This window comes from Bradyrhizobium sp. USDA 4538 (assembly GCF_024171045.1).
In the GTDB taxonomy this organism is placed as follows: domain Bacteria; phylum Pseudomonadota; class Alphaproteobacteria; order Rhizobiales; family Xanthobacteraceae; genus Bradyrhizobium; species Bradyrhizobium australafricanum.
The window spans coordinates 2985444-2999507 of record NZ_JALJZE010000001.1; the positions used below are offsets into that span (position 1 = coordinate 2985444).

Consider the following 14064-nt stretch of genomic DNA (forward strand, 5'->3'; position numbering starts at 1 on the left):
ACGCGGAGAACTACGGAAACATAACTGCGCGTTGTGAGAAGAACAGGTCGAGTACGGTGCGTTAGGCGCGCACGTTGCGTGAACAGATCGCCGTAATATCCCGGGATAATAGCGAAGGCCGTCTGCGGATCCCCTGGGTCAGGAATCCCTGTCGCGATTGCGCCGGGTGAGATCGAGCCGATCGACGCGCTCGTCGATCCGCCGGTTCAGCTCCTCGTCTTCTCTTTCATTGCTGCCGCGGCGGGCGCGAACCACCAATGCACAACATCCGAGCAGAACGATCGCGAAGAACGCGTAGTACCACCATGCCATGCACTGATCTCAAATGAACGCTCGCGATACCGGCGGAAAGGTCATCGTTCAGGCCGATGAGGACGCGCCGACCTTGGCGCATAATAAGGGTTCACCAGACAGGTCGCCGGCATGCCCACAGCGCTGGTCTGGCACTGATCCAGCGACGTGAAGATGCAGTCCATGCGTTCGCCGACCAACTCACCGTAAACATGCATGCAGACGGGATAGCGCGGATCATACATTTGCGCGGATGCCGGCCTCGTCATCCAAAGCGCGCCCAGCGCAAGCAGCAGCGCTCCAAGCAATCTCACGTCACGTCTCCTGCTGTCGTCAAATACATTGCCGTGCCGACAAACTGTCCCGCGACATTTGCCTGAAGGCTGGAGCGGGCGAAGGGAATCGAACCCTCGTATGCAGCTTGGGAAGCTGCCGTTCTACCATTGAACTACGCCCGCGATCTCAATTGCTTGAGGTCGCACCTCAGGGGTGCGACCCGGCCGGACCATAGCCCGGGCGGAGGCAACGGATCAAGCGCGCATTGGAGCCGATCGCCGCACCGCCCCCGCTAGTGGCCCATCCTCACGAGCACGTCATTGATGACAAAAGCCGCGGCGGCGGATGCGTCGCAGGTGCCGCTTCGTGCATAGATGCAGGCATCGGCGATGCCGACGCGGGCACAGCTTTGCCTTGAATAATCCGCCGGCAGATCACCGGCGGCCGCGGGGCGCGCGAGGATGCGATTGAAGGCCGGCCTGGTCGCCTGCAACAGCGGCGGCAGGATCAGCTCGGCGAGCGGATCGGCGGGCTCCAGCGCATAGAGCGGTACTGGGCCGACCAATCGTTCCCGCCCTGGCAACAGCTGGAAACGAACATTGTAAAGTGCGAGGCCGCACAGCTGCGGATCGCTGCGCAGTTCGGCGGCGAGCCGCGCCGCGCCGACACCGCGCGTCCAGTAGTCGCGCATCCCCTCGCTGGCGCCGGCGAGCGTCACCGAGAGCAAGGCCCAGCCGCCGGTGACGATCGGCAATGCCCAGCGGCGCCACCCGGGTTTTGCGCGCAGCCATTGCACCCAATCGGCCGATCCCAGCGCCGCGACGATGATGAACAGTGCCACCGACAAGAAGACGAAGCGGTATTCCTTGTGGGCGATCAAGCTGTGGAAGACGAGGTTGACCAACGCCACGGCCAGCAGCAGCGGCGCATGCCGCGCGCCGCGCCAGATCGCGGCGAGCGGCAACACGATCGCCGCCGACCACACGATCAGGAAGTTGGCGAGATAGGCCGAAGGCGGCGTCACGCCGAACTCGGTCGCGCGATCGTGCAGCAGGTTTTCCTTGATGTTGCCGATCAGCCAGGCGAACGGCATGGCGCCATGCGCAAGGTCGATCGCGGCGGTGAGCATCAGCGCGGCGAGACCGCCCGCGATCATAGGAATCAGGTCTCGCCAACGCATCCAGCAGGCGCCGAGCGCAAGCACGGCGATGGCCGGCGCGTACTGAAAGCGGCAGACAAAGGCGAAAGCGAGCAACGCGCCGCCGATCGCCAGATGCCGCGGCGACGGACGGCCGGTCACCAGCAGCGCCGCCGGCACGACCAGCGCTGTCGCCAACGGCTCGCCCAATGTGTGCGGCGCGAGCAGGATCAACTCGAACCAGACTGCCGCAGCGAACGCCGCGACGATGGCATGGGTTCGCGAAATCCGTGCACCAAAGAACCAGGCGCTGACCACGATCGACAGTGACGCAGATGCGGCGACCAGGCGCGGCACCAGGAAAGCGCCCTCGCCCCCCGGCGCAATCAAGCCGCCCACCGCGACCGGCCCGGCCAGCAATGTCGGCAGGAACCAGCCGCGAATGCCTTCGCGCCACTCCCACGTCAAAATGCCGTCATGGCCGAGCATCCGCCACGCCGGCTCGAGATACTGAAAGATCTCGTCCGGATACATCACGTTGGGCCAGAGCGCGGCCGCAAGGCGCAGGACCAATGCCAGCAACAACAATGCGAACAGCGGATGAAGACGCCCGGTCGATGTCCCGGCCACGGCTGTGCTGCCGCGCGCCCCATCCGCGCCGGTGCTGGTCATCGTTCCGCCGATCGTACCGTGGAGCAGCATGCTGACGACCAGATAGCGGGCAAAGCCTTTAAGATGCGTGACTGATAAATTGGCGGGGTCACACAGAAGGGGCCGCGACATGGTTAGCTAAACGTCAAGATTCCGGATGCGCGCGCCGGCGACAATGTTAGGATCGCGCGCATGGGGCTGGTGGCGTCATGGCGGGGCGTGGGTATACCATTTTCGACACGGCGATCGGCCGATGCGGCATCGCGTGGGGCGAGCTCGGCGTGGCTGGCGTGCAGCTTCCCGAGCTGCGCGAGATCGAGACCCGCAAGCGGCTATTCAAGCTTTATCCTGACGCGCGCGAGATGCGGCCTCCCGAGGAGGTCGCTGTCGCGATCGAGGGCATCGCCGCGACCTTGCGCGGCGGCATTGGGGACCTTGCCGGCGTTGCGCTCGACATGAGCGGCATCCCGGCCTTCAACGCGCGCGTCTACCAGTTTGTCCGCACCATTCCCCGCGGCGAAACCCGGACCTATGACGAGGTGGCGAGCGCCTTGCGCGCGTCCGGCGCGGTCTATTCGGTGGCACAGGCGCTCGGCCGCAATCCCTTCATGGTCATGGTGCCCTGCCACCGCGTGCTCGAGGCGGGCAATTATGCCGACCGGATCTCGCCGAACGGCGGCAGCATCTCGAAACGGCGGCTGCTCTCGATCGAGGGCGCCCAGCCGACCACCAGCAAGACCCTTTTTGATGTGCTGCTGCCCGTTGCACGACTCCGGCCGCAAGCTTAAATCCCGGGTATGGTCCGAACCACGCTGCTGCAGCGCGATCGCATCACGGTGAACGAGTTCCGCTGCACGGCGGAACCCGGCGACAAGCCGTTCGCCGAGCAGTTCGCCTCCCACTCGGTGTCCTATGTGCGCAGCGGCAGCTTCGGCTGCCATTGCCGCGGCCGCTTTCATGAGCTGGTGGCAGGCTCGATCCTGGTCGGCCATCCCGGCGATGAATACACCTGCACGCACGACCACGTGGTCGGCGACGAATGCCTGTCGTTCTTCCTGGACCCGGAGCTGGTCGAGACCATCGGCGACCGCACGTCGGTCTGGCAGGTCGGGTCGGTGCCGCCGCTGCCGGAACTGATGGTGATCGGCGAGCTCGCGCAAACGGCGGCAGCTGGCAACAGCGACGTCGGTCTCGACGAGATCGGCCACCTCCTCACCAGCCGCCTTGTCGAGCTGGTGTCCGACCGCAAGGCAAAGCCGCTCACCGCAGGCTTGCGCGATCGCCGCCGCGCCGTCGAGGCCGCGCTGTGGATCGACGCCAATTCACACCATCAGATCGATCTCGACGATGCGGCGGAACAGGCCGGCTTGAGCACCTTCCATTTCCTGCGGCTGTTTTCCGCCGTGCTCGGCGTCACCCCGCATCAATATCTCGTGCGCTCGCGGCTGCGCCATGCGGCGCGGCGGCTTGCGGATGACGACAGCCCGGTCACCGACATTGCCTATGACGTCGGCTTCGGCGACCTGTCCAATTTCGTGCGCAGCTTCCACCGCGCTGCGGGTGCCTCGCCGCTGAAGTTCCGCCGGGCCTCGCGCGGCGACCGCAAGATTTTCCAAGAACGTCTCGCGCTGCAATAGCTAGGCTGATCCAGTCCGCGCGTCTTTCGATGCGCTTAGCGACTGGAGATTTACTCATGTACGACCATATCGGATTGCGCGTTGCCGACCTCGACGCCAGCGTGCGCTTCTACACCGCAGTGCTGGCGCCACTCGGCTTCGTGCTCTGCTCGCGCGACGACAGCGGCGCCGGCTTCGGCCCGAAGGGCGAGCCCGCGCTCTGGCTGCATCTGCACAAGGGCAAGACCCAGGGCGGCGCGCACGTTGCGTTCCGTGCCCCGAGCCACGACGCGATCAAGACATTCCATACCGAAGGCCTGAAAGCCGGCGGCAGGGACAACGGCGCGGCGGGCCATCGCAAGGATTACAGCCCGACCTATTACGCGGCGTTCCTGCTCGACCCCGACGGCAACAATGTCGAGGCGGTGTCGACCTAGCACACCACAGCTCCGCCGTCATTGCGAGCGGAGCGAAGCAATCCATCTTTCCGCCTGCTGCGGTGTGGATTGCTTCGTCGCTTCGCTCCTCGCAATGACGACACATCTGAAACCAACGAGGATTGAACGATGGCTTCCATTCACAAGGATATCCCGATCGACGCGCCGGCAGATCATGTCTGGGACGCGTTGCGCGATTTCGGCGCACTGCATACGCGGCTGGTGCCGGGCTTCGTGACCGATACGCAACTGGACGGCGACGTCCGCACTGTCACTTTCGTCAACGGCACCGTGGCGCGCGAGACGCTGGTCGATTGCGACGACAACCGACAGAGGCTGGTCTATGCGATCAGCAGCGAGCGGTTGAAGCAGCATTCCGCCTCGGTGCAGGTGTTCGCCGAGGGCGACGCGCGCTGCCGCGTGGTGTGGATCGCCGACGTGCTGCCGCACGAGGTCGCGCCCTACATGGACGCGCAAATGGACCTCGGCGCGGCGGCGATGCAGGCGGCGATGGCCAAGTCGGCGAGGGAGAAGAGCGCGGCGTGATCCGCTAGGTCATGCGACTGGCCGCGCATTTCGAACTATGACCATCACCCTGAGGAGGTCGCGAAGCGACCGTCTCGAAGGGCGACAGCCCCGCTGTTTCTACGAGCGCACGCCGAAACACCTGGGCCGTCGATCCTTCGAGACGCCGCTTCGCGGCTCCTCAGGATGACGGGTTTAATATCTACGACAGCGCCGGCTGCGCCTCGGCGACCGGTGCCGACTTGCCCCAGCGCGTCAGGATCACGCTGAGGCAGGACAGCACGCCGAGCACGCCCATCGAGGCGGCGGCGAGTGCGAAGAAGTTCTGCGCGCTCGCCTCATGCGTCGACAGCCACCAGCCGCCGGCACCGATGAAGATCAGCCGCGCGGTCTGCGCCAGCACCGGACCCAGCACCTTCGCGGCCCCCTGCGAGGAGAAATACATCGACATCGCAAGGCCGATGAAGGCGTACATCGGCGCGGCGGTCGAGAGATATTGATGGCTGGTCGCCCGCACATGTGGATCGTTGGTGAACAGATTGACCCAGAGGTCGGGGAAGACGGCGATGAAGCTGCCGACCACGCCGACCGCAAGGAACGACAACGTGCCCGCGGTCCAGGCGATGCGCCGGGCCCGCGCGACGCGCTCGGCGCCGACCGCCATGCCGATCATCGGCACCGAGGCGATGCCGACCGCGAAGGCGACCGATGTCAGCATGAATTCGAGCCGCGCGCCGATGCCGTAGCCGGCGAGCACCGCGGTGCCGAACTGCGCCAGCATGTGGGTGAAGATCGAGATCGTCAGAACCGACTGCAACGGCGAGAAGCAGGACACCGCGCCGACATTGAGGATGTCGATGAACATCGCCCATTGCACGCGCAGCCCCTTGAGTTTCGGCTTCACGCGGGCACGGCCCGAGAACAGATACCAGCCCATCACGCTGATGCTGATCGAATAGGCGATCAGCGACCCCGCGGCGACGCCGCGCATGCCGAATTGCGGCACCGGACCGAGACCGAGCCCGAGCGTGCCGCCGAGAATGATCTGCCACACCGCCGAGGACAGGATCATGGTCGACGGCAGCTTCATGTTGCCGGTGCCGCGCAGGATGCCGGCCATGGTGTTCATCAGCCAGGGCAGGATCGCGCCGCCGAAGAACACCTGCGAATAGGCGATCGCCTGCGCCAGCACATTGCCCCGGCCGCCGAGCAGTTCGAGCAGGCGCGGGCCGAAGATCAGCATGCCCAGCATGAACGTCAAACCAAAGGTCAGGCCGATCAGCAGCGCATGCATCGCCAGCGTCGAGGCGCGCTCGATCTCGCCGGCGCCGAGCGCACGCGCGATCGCGGATGCGACGCCGCCGCCCATCGCGCCGCCGGACATCGTCATGGTCAGGATCACGCAGGGAAACACCAACGCCATCGCCGCGAGCGACTCGACGCCGAGCCGGCCGATATAGGAGGTCTCCGCGATCACCACGCAGGTGCCGGCCGAGAGCGCGATCACGTTCGGCCAGGCGAGCCACAGAAGCGTGCGCAGGATCGGCCCGTCGAGCAGCGCATTGCGCGCCGGCTTGGTCACCGGCGGCGGCAGCGGCCGCTCTTGTTCGTCGACAGGAATTTCGGCGAGGCCGAGATCGGACATTTCTACTCCCACGCGCGATCTGGGGAGCCGCGCCATGGTGTTTCCCTACCATGGCGGCGGCGGAATCCACGTGCGCGGGGCGCAAGGGGGGCCTGCGCGATTGCAGGTGAACCCGGATGAACCTTGGGGCTAGCCGATCGACCAGACGAACGGCGCGCCGGCGGTGCTGTTCGGCTTCAGATGCACCGGAATATGCCGCCCGCAGCCGGCGGCCAGCCCTTCGAACAGGCCGGTCAATACGCTGGCGCAGGCCGGATGATAGTCGGCCACGTCGGCCATCAGCTTCCAGCCCTGCTGGCGGATTTCGAACTGGCCCTCGGATTCGCTGATGTCAGCGACATCATCCTGCGACTCGAAGAGCGTGCGCAGGAATGCGGCAAATTCCGTGGCACGGCCACGGCTGCCGCCGAGCGCCTGCGCGACCTCGTCATAATACTGCATGCCGATCAGTCTGCCGGTGAGATGCAGCAGATAGCTCGCATCCTCCGGGCCGAACACCTGCACGATGACCGGCGCGGCCGTCTTCACATATTCCATCGCGTAGCTGCGATAGGCCTTTTCCAGCCGCGGCTTCGGCCAGCTGTCGACCGGCAGCGCCGGCGCGGTGTTCGGATCGAATGGCGGCGCCTCGAGATGGCGCGCGAACACCAGGCGCTGGTCGAGCTCGAGCGGATGATCGTACTCGCAGTAATAGCCTTCGAGGCCGTCCTGGCCGTCGACACTCTGCTTGGTGCAGACGAAGCCGAGCCGCAAGTCCCCGAGCGCGACACCGTTGTTGGCGTGCCAGCCGCGCAGCATCGCGCGCGAGACCTCGCCGGGCACGCCGCAGATCGCCGTGCCCTTCCAGATCCAGCGCGGCGGCGGATAGCGGATCCAGGCCTTGCGGTCGGTCTCATACATGTATTCGACATGCACGCCGCCGATCCAGTTGGAGAGGTAATGATATTGCGCGGCCGCGACCGCCGGCGGCAGGCCGTCGAGGCCGAGCTTCTTCAAGCCGGGGAGAAAGCGTTCCTGCTGCTGGCGGCGAAACACGCGGAAGACGAACTCGGCGGCATCAGCCGTGCCGCGCCGCGTGACGACGGTGAGGATCAGGCCGGTGAAGAAGGCGTGATAGAGATCGGCGACACTGCGCCACTTCCGCCACTGCGTTTCGCGCGCGTCCTGCTCTCCGGTCATGTCTGCTCCCGCTGTTCTTGTTGGCGAGATAAAGCCTCGCGCGCGCAATCGTAGCCCGGATGAATCGAAGCGCAATCCGGGGCAGCTCATTGCGCGTATGCAGCGTCCCGGATTTCGCTAGCGCTTCATCCGGGCTACGGAATTAAGCGCGCGCGAAACGGAATTACACGCGAAAATGCTTGGAGAGCTTCAGGCCCTGCGCCTGATAGTTCGAGCCGATGCGCTGGCCGTAGAGCGCATCGGGACGCTCCAGCATCCGCTCATAGACGAGACGGCCGACGATCTGGCCATGCTCGAGGATGAACGGCACCTCGCGCGAGCGCACCTCCAGCACGGCGCGCGCGCCCTTGCCGCCGGCGCCGGCATAGCCGAAACCAGGATCGAAGAAGCCGGCATAGTGGACGCGGAATTCGCCGACCAGCGGATCGAACGGCACCATCTCCGCGGCGTAGTCCGGCGGCACCTGCACCGCCTCTTTCGACGCCAGGATGTAGAACTCGCCGGGATCGAGAATGAGACTGCCGTCGGGCCGGGCCTTGATCGGCTCCCAGAAGTCGTCGACGGCATAGCCGCCGCGGCGATCGACATCGACCACGCCGGTGTGGCGCTTGGCGCGGTACCCGACAAAGCCGCCCGAGCTCTCGCCGGAAAGATCGACGGAAAGCGCAACGCCATCGGAGAGATCGGCATCGTCGATATCGACCAGCCGCTCGGCGGCATGCAGCGCATCGAGCTCGTCGGCGGTCAACGTGGCCTCGCCGATCCGGAAGCGGACCTGGCTGAGCCGCGAACCCTCGCGCAGCAGCACGGGAAACGTCTTCGGGCTGATCTCGGCATAGAGCGGGCCGTGATAGCCGGCGCCGATCATGTCGAAGCGGCGGGTGCCGTCGGCGATCACACGGGTGAAGACGTCGAGCCGTCCGGTCGAGCTCTTCGGGTTGGCCGCGGCCACGATCTCCGGCGGCAGCGCCAGGCTCTCCAACAGCGGCACGATGTAGACGCAGTTGGTCTCCAGCACCGCGCCGTCGGACAGATCGATCTCGTGCAGCTTCAGCTCGTCGATCCGCTCGGCGACGGTGGCATCGGGTCCCGGCAGGAAGCTGGCACGGACCCGGTAGGCAATGTCACCGAGGCGCAGATCGAGGCTGGCCGGCTGGATCTGGCTCTCGACGAAGTCATAGGCGGGCAGAATGAGGCCGGCCTCCGCCATCTCCGCGATCATGCGGTCGGGCAGGATTCCGTTGGATTCATCTTCCAGCGTGAACGACACGATGCGGTCCCTCGGCGATCCCTTGAGATGACCCAAAAATCATACTCCAGGCGGCCATCAAGCCCCAAAATATGGGCTTTTACGGGTTATCCGATGACCGTCTTGACGGAAAGGGCGCGAGGGAATATCAGCTGCACTTATCCCGTGGTGATTTGAGCCGGCCGGCTTGCAGCCACGTTAAATAAGTCGCTAAACAGGCCGGGGACAGTGTGATCCCGGCTTGTGGAGGTTGCTCCAGGCCGGTTTTTTTGTGGCCAGTTTCCAGGGGAAATGGCCACCTCGGAGGTCACATGTCTGAATCTGAAACCACGGCCCGCTTTCGTCCCGAAACCCGCCTCGTCCATGGCGGCACGCTGCGCTCGCAATTCGGGGAGACGTCGGAAGGGCTGTTTCTCACCCAGGGCTACGTCTACGACACCGCCGAGCAATGCGAGGCGCGCTTCAAGGGCCAGGACCCCGGCTTCATCTATTCGCGCTATTCCAACCCGACCATTGCGATGTTCGAGCGCCGCATGATCGAGCTCGAGGGCGCGGAAGCCGCGCGCTCGACCGCGACCGGCATGGCCGCGGTGACCACCGCGATCCTCGCCCCGCTGAAGGCCGGCGATCATGTGGTGGCCTCGAAGGCCCTGTTCGGCTCCTGCCTCTACGTGGTGCAGGACCTGTTGCCGCGCTACGGCATCGAGACGACGCTGGTCGACGGCCTCGACCTCGACCAGTGGCAGCGCGCGTTGCGGCCGAACACCAAGACCTTCTTCCTGGAGAGCCCGACCAATCCGACGCTCGACGTGCTCGACATCGGCGCGATCGCAGAGATCGCGCATAGCGGCGGCGCCCGGCTGATCGTCGACAACGTGTTTGCGACGCCGATCTGGCAGAGCCCGCTGTCGCTCGGCGCCGACGTCGTGGTCTATTCCGCAACCAAGCATATCGACGGCCAGGGCCGCTGCCTCGGCGGCGTCATCCTGTCGTCGGAGGCCTTCATCGCCGAGCACATCCACAATTTCATGCGCCAGACCGGGCCGTCGCTGTCGCCGTTCAACGCCTGGGTGCTGCTGAAGGGGCTGGAGACGCTCGGCGTCCGCGTCCGCGCCCAGACCGAGAACGCGGCGAAGATCGCCGAGGCGCTGGCCAGGCATCCGAAGATCACGCGGCTGGTCTATCCCGGCCGTCCCGATCATCCGCAGGCCGCGACGGTGAAGAAGCAGATGGGCGCCGGCTCGACGCTGGTCGGCTTCGAGGTGAAGGACGGCAAGGCCGGCGCCTTCCGCTGTCTCAACGCCCTGAAGATCTCGCGCATCTCCAACAATCTCGGCGATGCCAAGAGCCTGGTCACGCATCCCGCGACCACGACGCATCAGCGCCTGGCGCCGGAGGCCCGCGCCGAGCTCGGCATCAGCGAAGGTTTCGTTCGCTTCTCGGCCGGGCTCGAGCATCCCGACGATCTGATCGAGGATTTCGAGCGGGCGCTGGAGCAAGTCTGAAGCAACGCGTCGTGGCCGGGCTTGCCCGGCCACGACGGCTTCTCTTGAAGATTAAGTCGCAGCCGTCGTGACGCCGCCGTCGACCACGATGGTCTGGCCGGTCATGAAGGTCGACGCGTCGGAAGCGAGATAGGCCACAGCGCCTGCGATCTCGTCGGGCTCGCCGATACGGCGGAGCGGCGTCGATGCGGTGCGGCGCTTCAGATTGTCCGGGTCCTCCCACAGCGCGCGGGCGAAATCGGTCTTCACCAGGCCCGGCGCCACGCAATTGACGCGCACGCCCTTCGGGCCCCACTCGCCGGCGAGGCTGCGGCACAGTGCGAAGTCGGCCGCCTTGGAGATGCCGTAGGCGCCGATCACGGTCGAGCCGCGCAGGCCGCCGATCGAGGAGATGATCACGACCGAGCCCTTGCCGCGCTCGGCCATCTGCGGGATCGCCAGTGCGGACAGCCAGATGTTGCTCTTGACGTTGGAGCCCATGATCTTGTCGAAGGCCTCGTCGGTGATGTCGAGCAGCGGGCCGTAATAGGGATTGACCGCGGCGTTGCAGACCAGGATGTCGATCTTGCCGTAATGCTTGATCGTCCCCGAGACCAGCGCCTCGACCTCGTTGCGGCGCGCGATGTTGCAGGGGATGACGAGCGCATCGCCGCCCGCCTTCTTGATGCCGTCGGCGACTTCCTGGCAAGCATCCGCCTTGCGCGAGGAGATCACGACCTTGGCGCCGAGTTTGGCCAGGAGCTCGGCCGAGGAGCGGCCGATGCCGCGGCTCGAGCCGGTGATGACCGCGACCTGGCCGGTGAGATCGAACGGGGTGTTTTTCATTGTTGTTGTTTCCCTGTTATTTGCACGTCATTCCGGGGCGCGACGCAGTCGCGAACCCGGAATCCAGAGGTTACGGCGCCAGATTCCGGGTTCTCGCTTCGCGAGCCCCGGAATGACGGAGATGGCTCAGGCCAACAACCCGCCGCCCTCGCTGACGCGACGGAGGTGGTAGTCGGTGTCGCCGAGCGTGTTCTCGATCATGGTCAGCCGCTTGAAGTAGTGGCCGATCTTGGCTTCCATGGTCATGCCGATGCCGCCATGGAGCTGGATCGACTGCTGGCCGACGAACTTCAGGGACTTGCCGACCTGCACCTTGGCGGCGGCAACCGCCGACGCACGCTCCTTGGCATCGTCGAAGTCAGACGCCATGGTGGCGAACATCGACATGCTGCGGGCCTGCTCAAGCGCCACGAACATGTCGGCGGCGCGGTGCTGCAGGCTCTGGAACGAGCCGATCGCAACGCCGAACTGCTTGCGGGTCTTGATGTACTCGACCGTCTCCTTCAGCGACTCGTCCATCGCGCCGACCGCTTCCGCGCACAGCGCAATGCGGGCTTCGTCGGCGACGCGTTCGATCAGAGGCAGGCCGTTCCCGGGATCGCCGATCGCGGCGTCAGCACCGACCTCGACATTGGTGAAGGTGACGTCGGCGGCGTGCAGGCCGTCCTGGGTCGGATAGCCCTTCCTGGTGACGCCCTTGGCATCCGCCGGAACCAGGAACACGCCGATGCCGGTCTTGTCGCGCTGGCCGCCCTTGGTGCGCGCGGTCACGATCAAGGTCTGGGCGTTCTCGCCGTTGAGCACGACGAACTTCTCGCCGTCGATCACGTAAGCAGCGCCCTTCTTCTTCGCCGTGGTCACGACATCGAACAAGTCGTAGCGCGAGTTCTTCTCGAGCTGGGCAAAGCCGAAGGTCTTGCTGCCGTCGATGATGCCGGGAATGCACTTGGCCTTCTGCTCGGCCGAGCCACCATGGCGCAGGAAACCGCCGGCGACCACGACGGTGGCGAGATAAGGCTCGACCACCAGTGCCTTGCCGAGCGCTTCCATCACGATCATGGTCTCGACCGCGCCGGCGCCGAAGCCGCCGTCGGTCTCCGCGAAGGGCAGACCAAGCAGGCCCTGCTCGGCGAGCTTGCTCCAGAGCGCTTTGCTCCAGCCGCCCTTCTCCTTCATGTACTTCTTGCGCGCATCGAAGTCGTAGGCATCCGCCAGCAACCCGTCGACGCTTTCCTTGAGAAGCCGCTGCTCCTCGGACAGATCAAAATCCATGTTCGTTCCCTTAACTAACTGATCGTTGTTCAAGCCGGGGCCTCTTCACCTCGCCCCGCTTGCGGGGAGAGGTCGGATCGCGAAGCGATCCGGGTGAGGGGGTACAGGTCTCTCGGCAGTCGTTGCTCGGAGAGATGCCCCTCACCCCAACCCTCTCCCCGCGAAGAGCGGGGAGAGGGAGAGGATCAAAGCCCCAGCACCGCCTTGCTGATGATGTTGCGCTGGATCTCGTTGGAGCCGCCGTAGATCGAAACCTTGCGGTTGTTGAAGTAGCTCGGCGCGATCTGCGCGGTCCAATCCATGCTCTCGTTGGAACCGGCATCGCCGTGCTCGTCATAGGGCGCGGCGAACGGACCGATGATCTCCATCAACAGCTCGGTGGTGGTCTGCTGGATCTCCGAGCCCTTGATCTTGAGCACCGAGGACGCCGGATTGGGCTTGCCCTTGCCGTGCTTGCCCTCGTCGGCGACGACGCGGAGCTGGGTGAGCTCGAGCGCCTTCAGCTCGATCTCGCAGGCCGTGAGCTTCTCGCGGAACGCCGGATCCTCGATCACCGGACGGCCGCCGGCCTCGACCTTGGAGGCCAGCGCGCGGATGCGGCGCAGCCGCTCCTTCGACACGCCGACCCGGGCGATGCCGGTGCGCTCATTGCCGAGCAGGAATTTGGCGTAATCCCAGCCCTTGTTCTCTTCGCCGATCAGGTTCTCGTAGGGCACCTCGACGTCGTCGAAGAACACCTCGTTGACCTCGTGGCCGCCGTCGATGGTCTGGATCGGACGCACGGTGACGCCCTTCGACTTCATGCTGAACACGATGAAGGAGATACCCATCTGCTTCTTCGCGGCCGGATCGGTGCGGCAGAGGCAGAAGATCATGTCGGCGTGCTGGGCGAGCGTGGTCCAGGTCTTCTGGCCGTTGATGATCCACTTGTCGCCACGGCGCTCGGCCTTGGTCTTCAGCGACGCGAGGTCCGAACCCGAGCCCGGCTCCGAGAAGCCCTGGCACCACCAGTCGTCGACATTGGCGATGCGCGGCAAATATTCCTTCTTTTGCTTCTCGTTGCCGAAGGTGTAGATCACCGGGCCGACCATGCTGACGCCGAAGGCGAGCGGCTGCGGCGCCGGATAGGACTGCAGCTCTTCGTTGAAGATGTAGTGCTGCACGGTGCTCCAGCCGGTGCCGCCATATTCCTTCGGCCAGTGGGTGACGCCCCAACCCTTCTTGTTGAGGATGCGCCACCAGGTGACCATCTCGTCCTTCGACAGATGGCGGCCTTCCTGCAGCTTGCGCCGGGTCTCCGGCGGCACGTTGTTCTTGAAGAACTCCCGCACCTCCTCGCGAAACGCTATCTCTTCCTTGGTGAAAGCGAGATCCATCGGATCCTCCTTTTGAAATTCAACTTCTTCTTTCCTCGTCGTCCCGGCGAAGGCCGGGACCCATAACCACCGGCTTTCG

14 protein-coding genes, 1 tRNA gene and 1 riboswitch are annotated in these 14064 nt (G+C 65.2%); of the genes, 5 read left to right on the top strand and 10 right to left on the bottom strand.

Annotation, left to right across the window (positions count from 1 at the left end):
• Positions 1 to 138: 138 nt before the first annotated feature.
• The 4 genes from J2R78_RS13355 to J2R78_RS13370 all read right to left on the bottom strand — a co-directional run bounded on the left by J2R78_RS13355 (position 139) and on the right by J2R78_RS13370 (position 2488).
• Positions 139 to 312: a hypothetical protein gene (locus J2R78_RS13355; RefSeq protein ID WP_253604841.1), complete on the bottom strand. Its 174-nt coding sequence runs from the start codon at positions 310 to 312 to the stop codon at positions 139 to 141.
• Positions 313 to 353: 41 nt separating this feature from the next.
• Positions 354 to 605, bottom strand: a complete 252-nt coding sequence (locus tag J2R78_RS13360; RefSeq protein ID WP_309144998.1) for a DUF3551 domain-containing protein — start codon at positions 603 to 605, stop codon at positions 354 to 356.
• Positions 606 to 675: 70 nt separating this feature from the next.
• Positions 676 to 749: transfer RNA gene (locus tag J2R78_RS13365), tRNA-Gly, on the bottom strand.
• A 110-nt stretch (positions 750 to 859) separates the two neighbouring features.
• Positions 860 to 2488, bottom strand: a complete 1629-nt coding sequence (locus J2R78_RS13370) for a 4-amino-4-deoxy-L-arabinose transferase (RefSeq protein WP_253604843.1) — start codon at positions 2486 to 2488, stop codon at positions 860 to 862.
• Between the two features lie 77 nt (positions 2489 to 2565).
• On the opposite strand from J2R78_RS13370, the gene J2R78_RS13375 reads away from it, so the two are divergent.
• The 4 genes from J2R78_RS13375 to J2R78_RS13390 all read left to right on the top strand — a co-directional run bounded on the left by J2R78_RS13375 (position 2566) and on the right by J2R78_RS13390 (position 4955).
• Positions 2566 to 3144, top strand: coding sequence for a methylated-DNA--[protein]-cysteine S-methyltransferase (locus J2R78_RS13375; RefSeq protein ID WP_253604845.1), 579 nt, complete (start codon positions 2566 to 2568; stop codon positions 3142 to 3144).
• A 9-nt stretch (positions 3145 to 3153) separates the two neighbouring features.
• Positions 3154 to 3993: an AraC family transcriptional regulator gene (locus J2R78_RS13380; protein ID WP_253604854.1), complete on the top strand. Its 840-nt coding sequence runs from the start codon at positions 3154 to 3156 to the stop codon at positions 3991 to 3993.
• 56 nt (positions 3994 to 4049) lie between these two features.
• Positions 4050 to 4409, top strand: a complete 360-nt coding sequence (locus J2R78_RS13385) for a VOC family protein (protein WP_168857618.1) — start codon at positions 4050 to 4052, stop codon at positions 4407 to 4409.
• Positions 4410 to 4538: 129 nt separating this feature from the next.
• Entirely contained in the window at positions 4539 to 4955 is a 417-nt protein-coding gene (locus J2R78_RS13390) for an SRPBCC family protein (protein ID WP_253604856.1), read from the top strand.
• A 181-nt stretch (positions 4956 to 5136) separates the two neighbouring features.
• Here J2R78_RS13390 and J2R78_RS13395 read toward each other — a convergent pair whose 3' ends face one another.
• The 3 genes from J2R78_RS13395 to J2R78_RS13405 form a co-directional block, all read right to left on the bottom strand.
• Positions 5137 to 6579: an MATE family efflux transporter gene (locus tag J2R78_RS13395; protein WP_253604858.1), complete on the bottom strand. Its 1443-nt coding sequence runs from the start codon at positions 6577 to 6579 to the stop codon at positions 5137 to 5139.
• 129 nt (positions 6580 to 6708) lie between these two features.
• Positions 6709 to 7758: a hypothetical protein gene (locus J2R78_RS13400; RefSeq protein ID WP_253604860.1), complete on the bottom strand. Its 1050-nt coding sequence runs from the start codon at positions 7756 to 7758 to the stop codon at positions 6709 to 6711.
• 163 nt (positions 7759 to 7921) lie between these two features.
• Positions 7922 to 9028 carry a 2'-deoxycytidine 5'-triphosphate deaminase gene (locus J2R78_RS13405; RefSeq protein ID WP_028339061.1) on the bottom strand — a complete coding sequence of 369 codons (1107 nt, stop codon included), beginning with the start codon at positions 9026 to 9028 and terminating at the stop codon, positions 7922 to 7924.
• Positions 9029 to 9162: 134 nt separating this feature from the next.
• A riboswitch (SAM riboswitch) is annotated at positions 9163 to 9242 on the top strand.
• Positions 9243 to 9318: 76 nt separating this feature from the next.
• Here J2R78_RS13405 and J2R78_RS13410 point away from each other — a divergent pair.
• On the top strand, positions 9319 to 10512 hold the full coding sequence (locus tag J2R78_RS13410) for an O-succinylhomoserine sulfhydrylase (protein WP_253604862.1): 1194 nt from the start codon (positions 9319 to 9321) through the stop codon (positions 10510 to 10512).
• Positions 10513 to 10563: 51 nt separating this feature from the next.
• Here J2R78_RS13410 and J2R78_RS13415 read toward each other — a convergent pair whose 3' ends face one another.
• The 3 genes from J2R78_RS13415 to pimC all read right to left on the bottom strand — a co-directional run bounded on the left by J2R78_RS13415 (position 10564) and on the right by pimC (position 13985).
• On the bottom strand, positions 10564 to 11337 hold the full coding sequence (locus tag J2R78_RS13415) for an SDR family NAD(P)-dependent oxidoreductase (RefSeq protein ID WP_253604864.1): 774 nt from the start codon (positions 11335 to 11337) through the stop codon (positions 10564 to 10566).
• A 126-nt stretch (positions 11338 to 11463) separates the two neighbouring features.
• On the bottom strand, positions 11464 to 12609 hold the full coding sequence (gene pimD, locus J2R78_RS13420; protein ID WP_253604867.1) for a pimeloyl-CoA dehydrogenase small subunit: 1146 nt from the start codon (positions 12607 to 12609) through the stop codon (positions 11464 to 11466).
• 185 nt (positions 12610 to 12794) lie between these two features.
• Complete coding sequence (gene pimC / locus J2R78_RS13425; protein ID WP_057016017.1) at positions 12795 to 13985, bottom strand: pimeloyl-CoA dehydrogenase large subunit; 1191 nt, start codon at positions 13983 to 13985, stop codon at positions 12795 to 12797.
• Between the last annotated feature and the right edge of the window lie 79 nt (positions 13986 to 14064).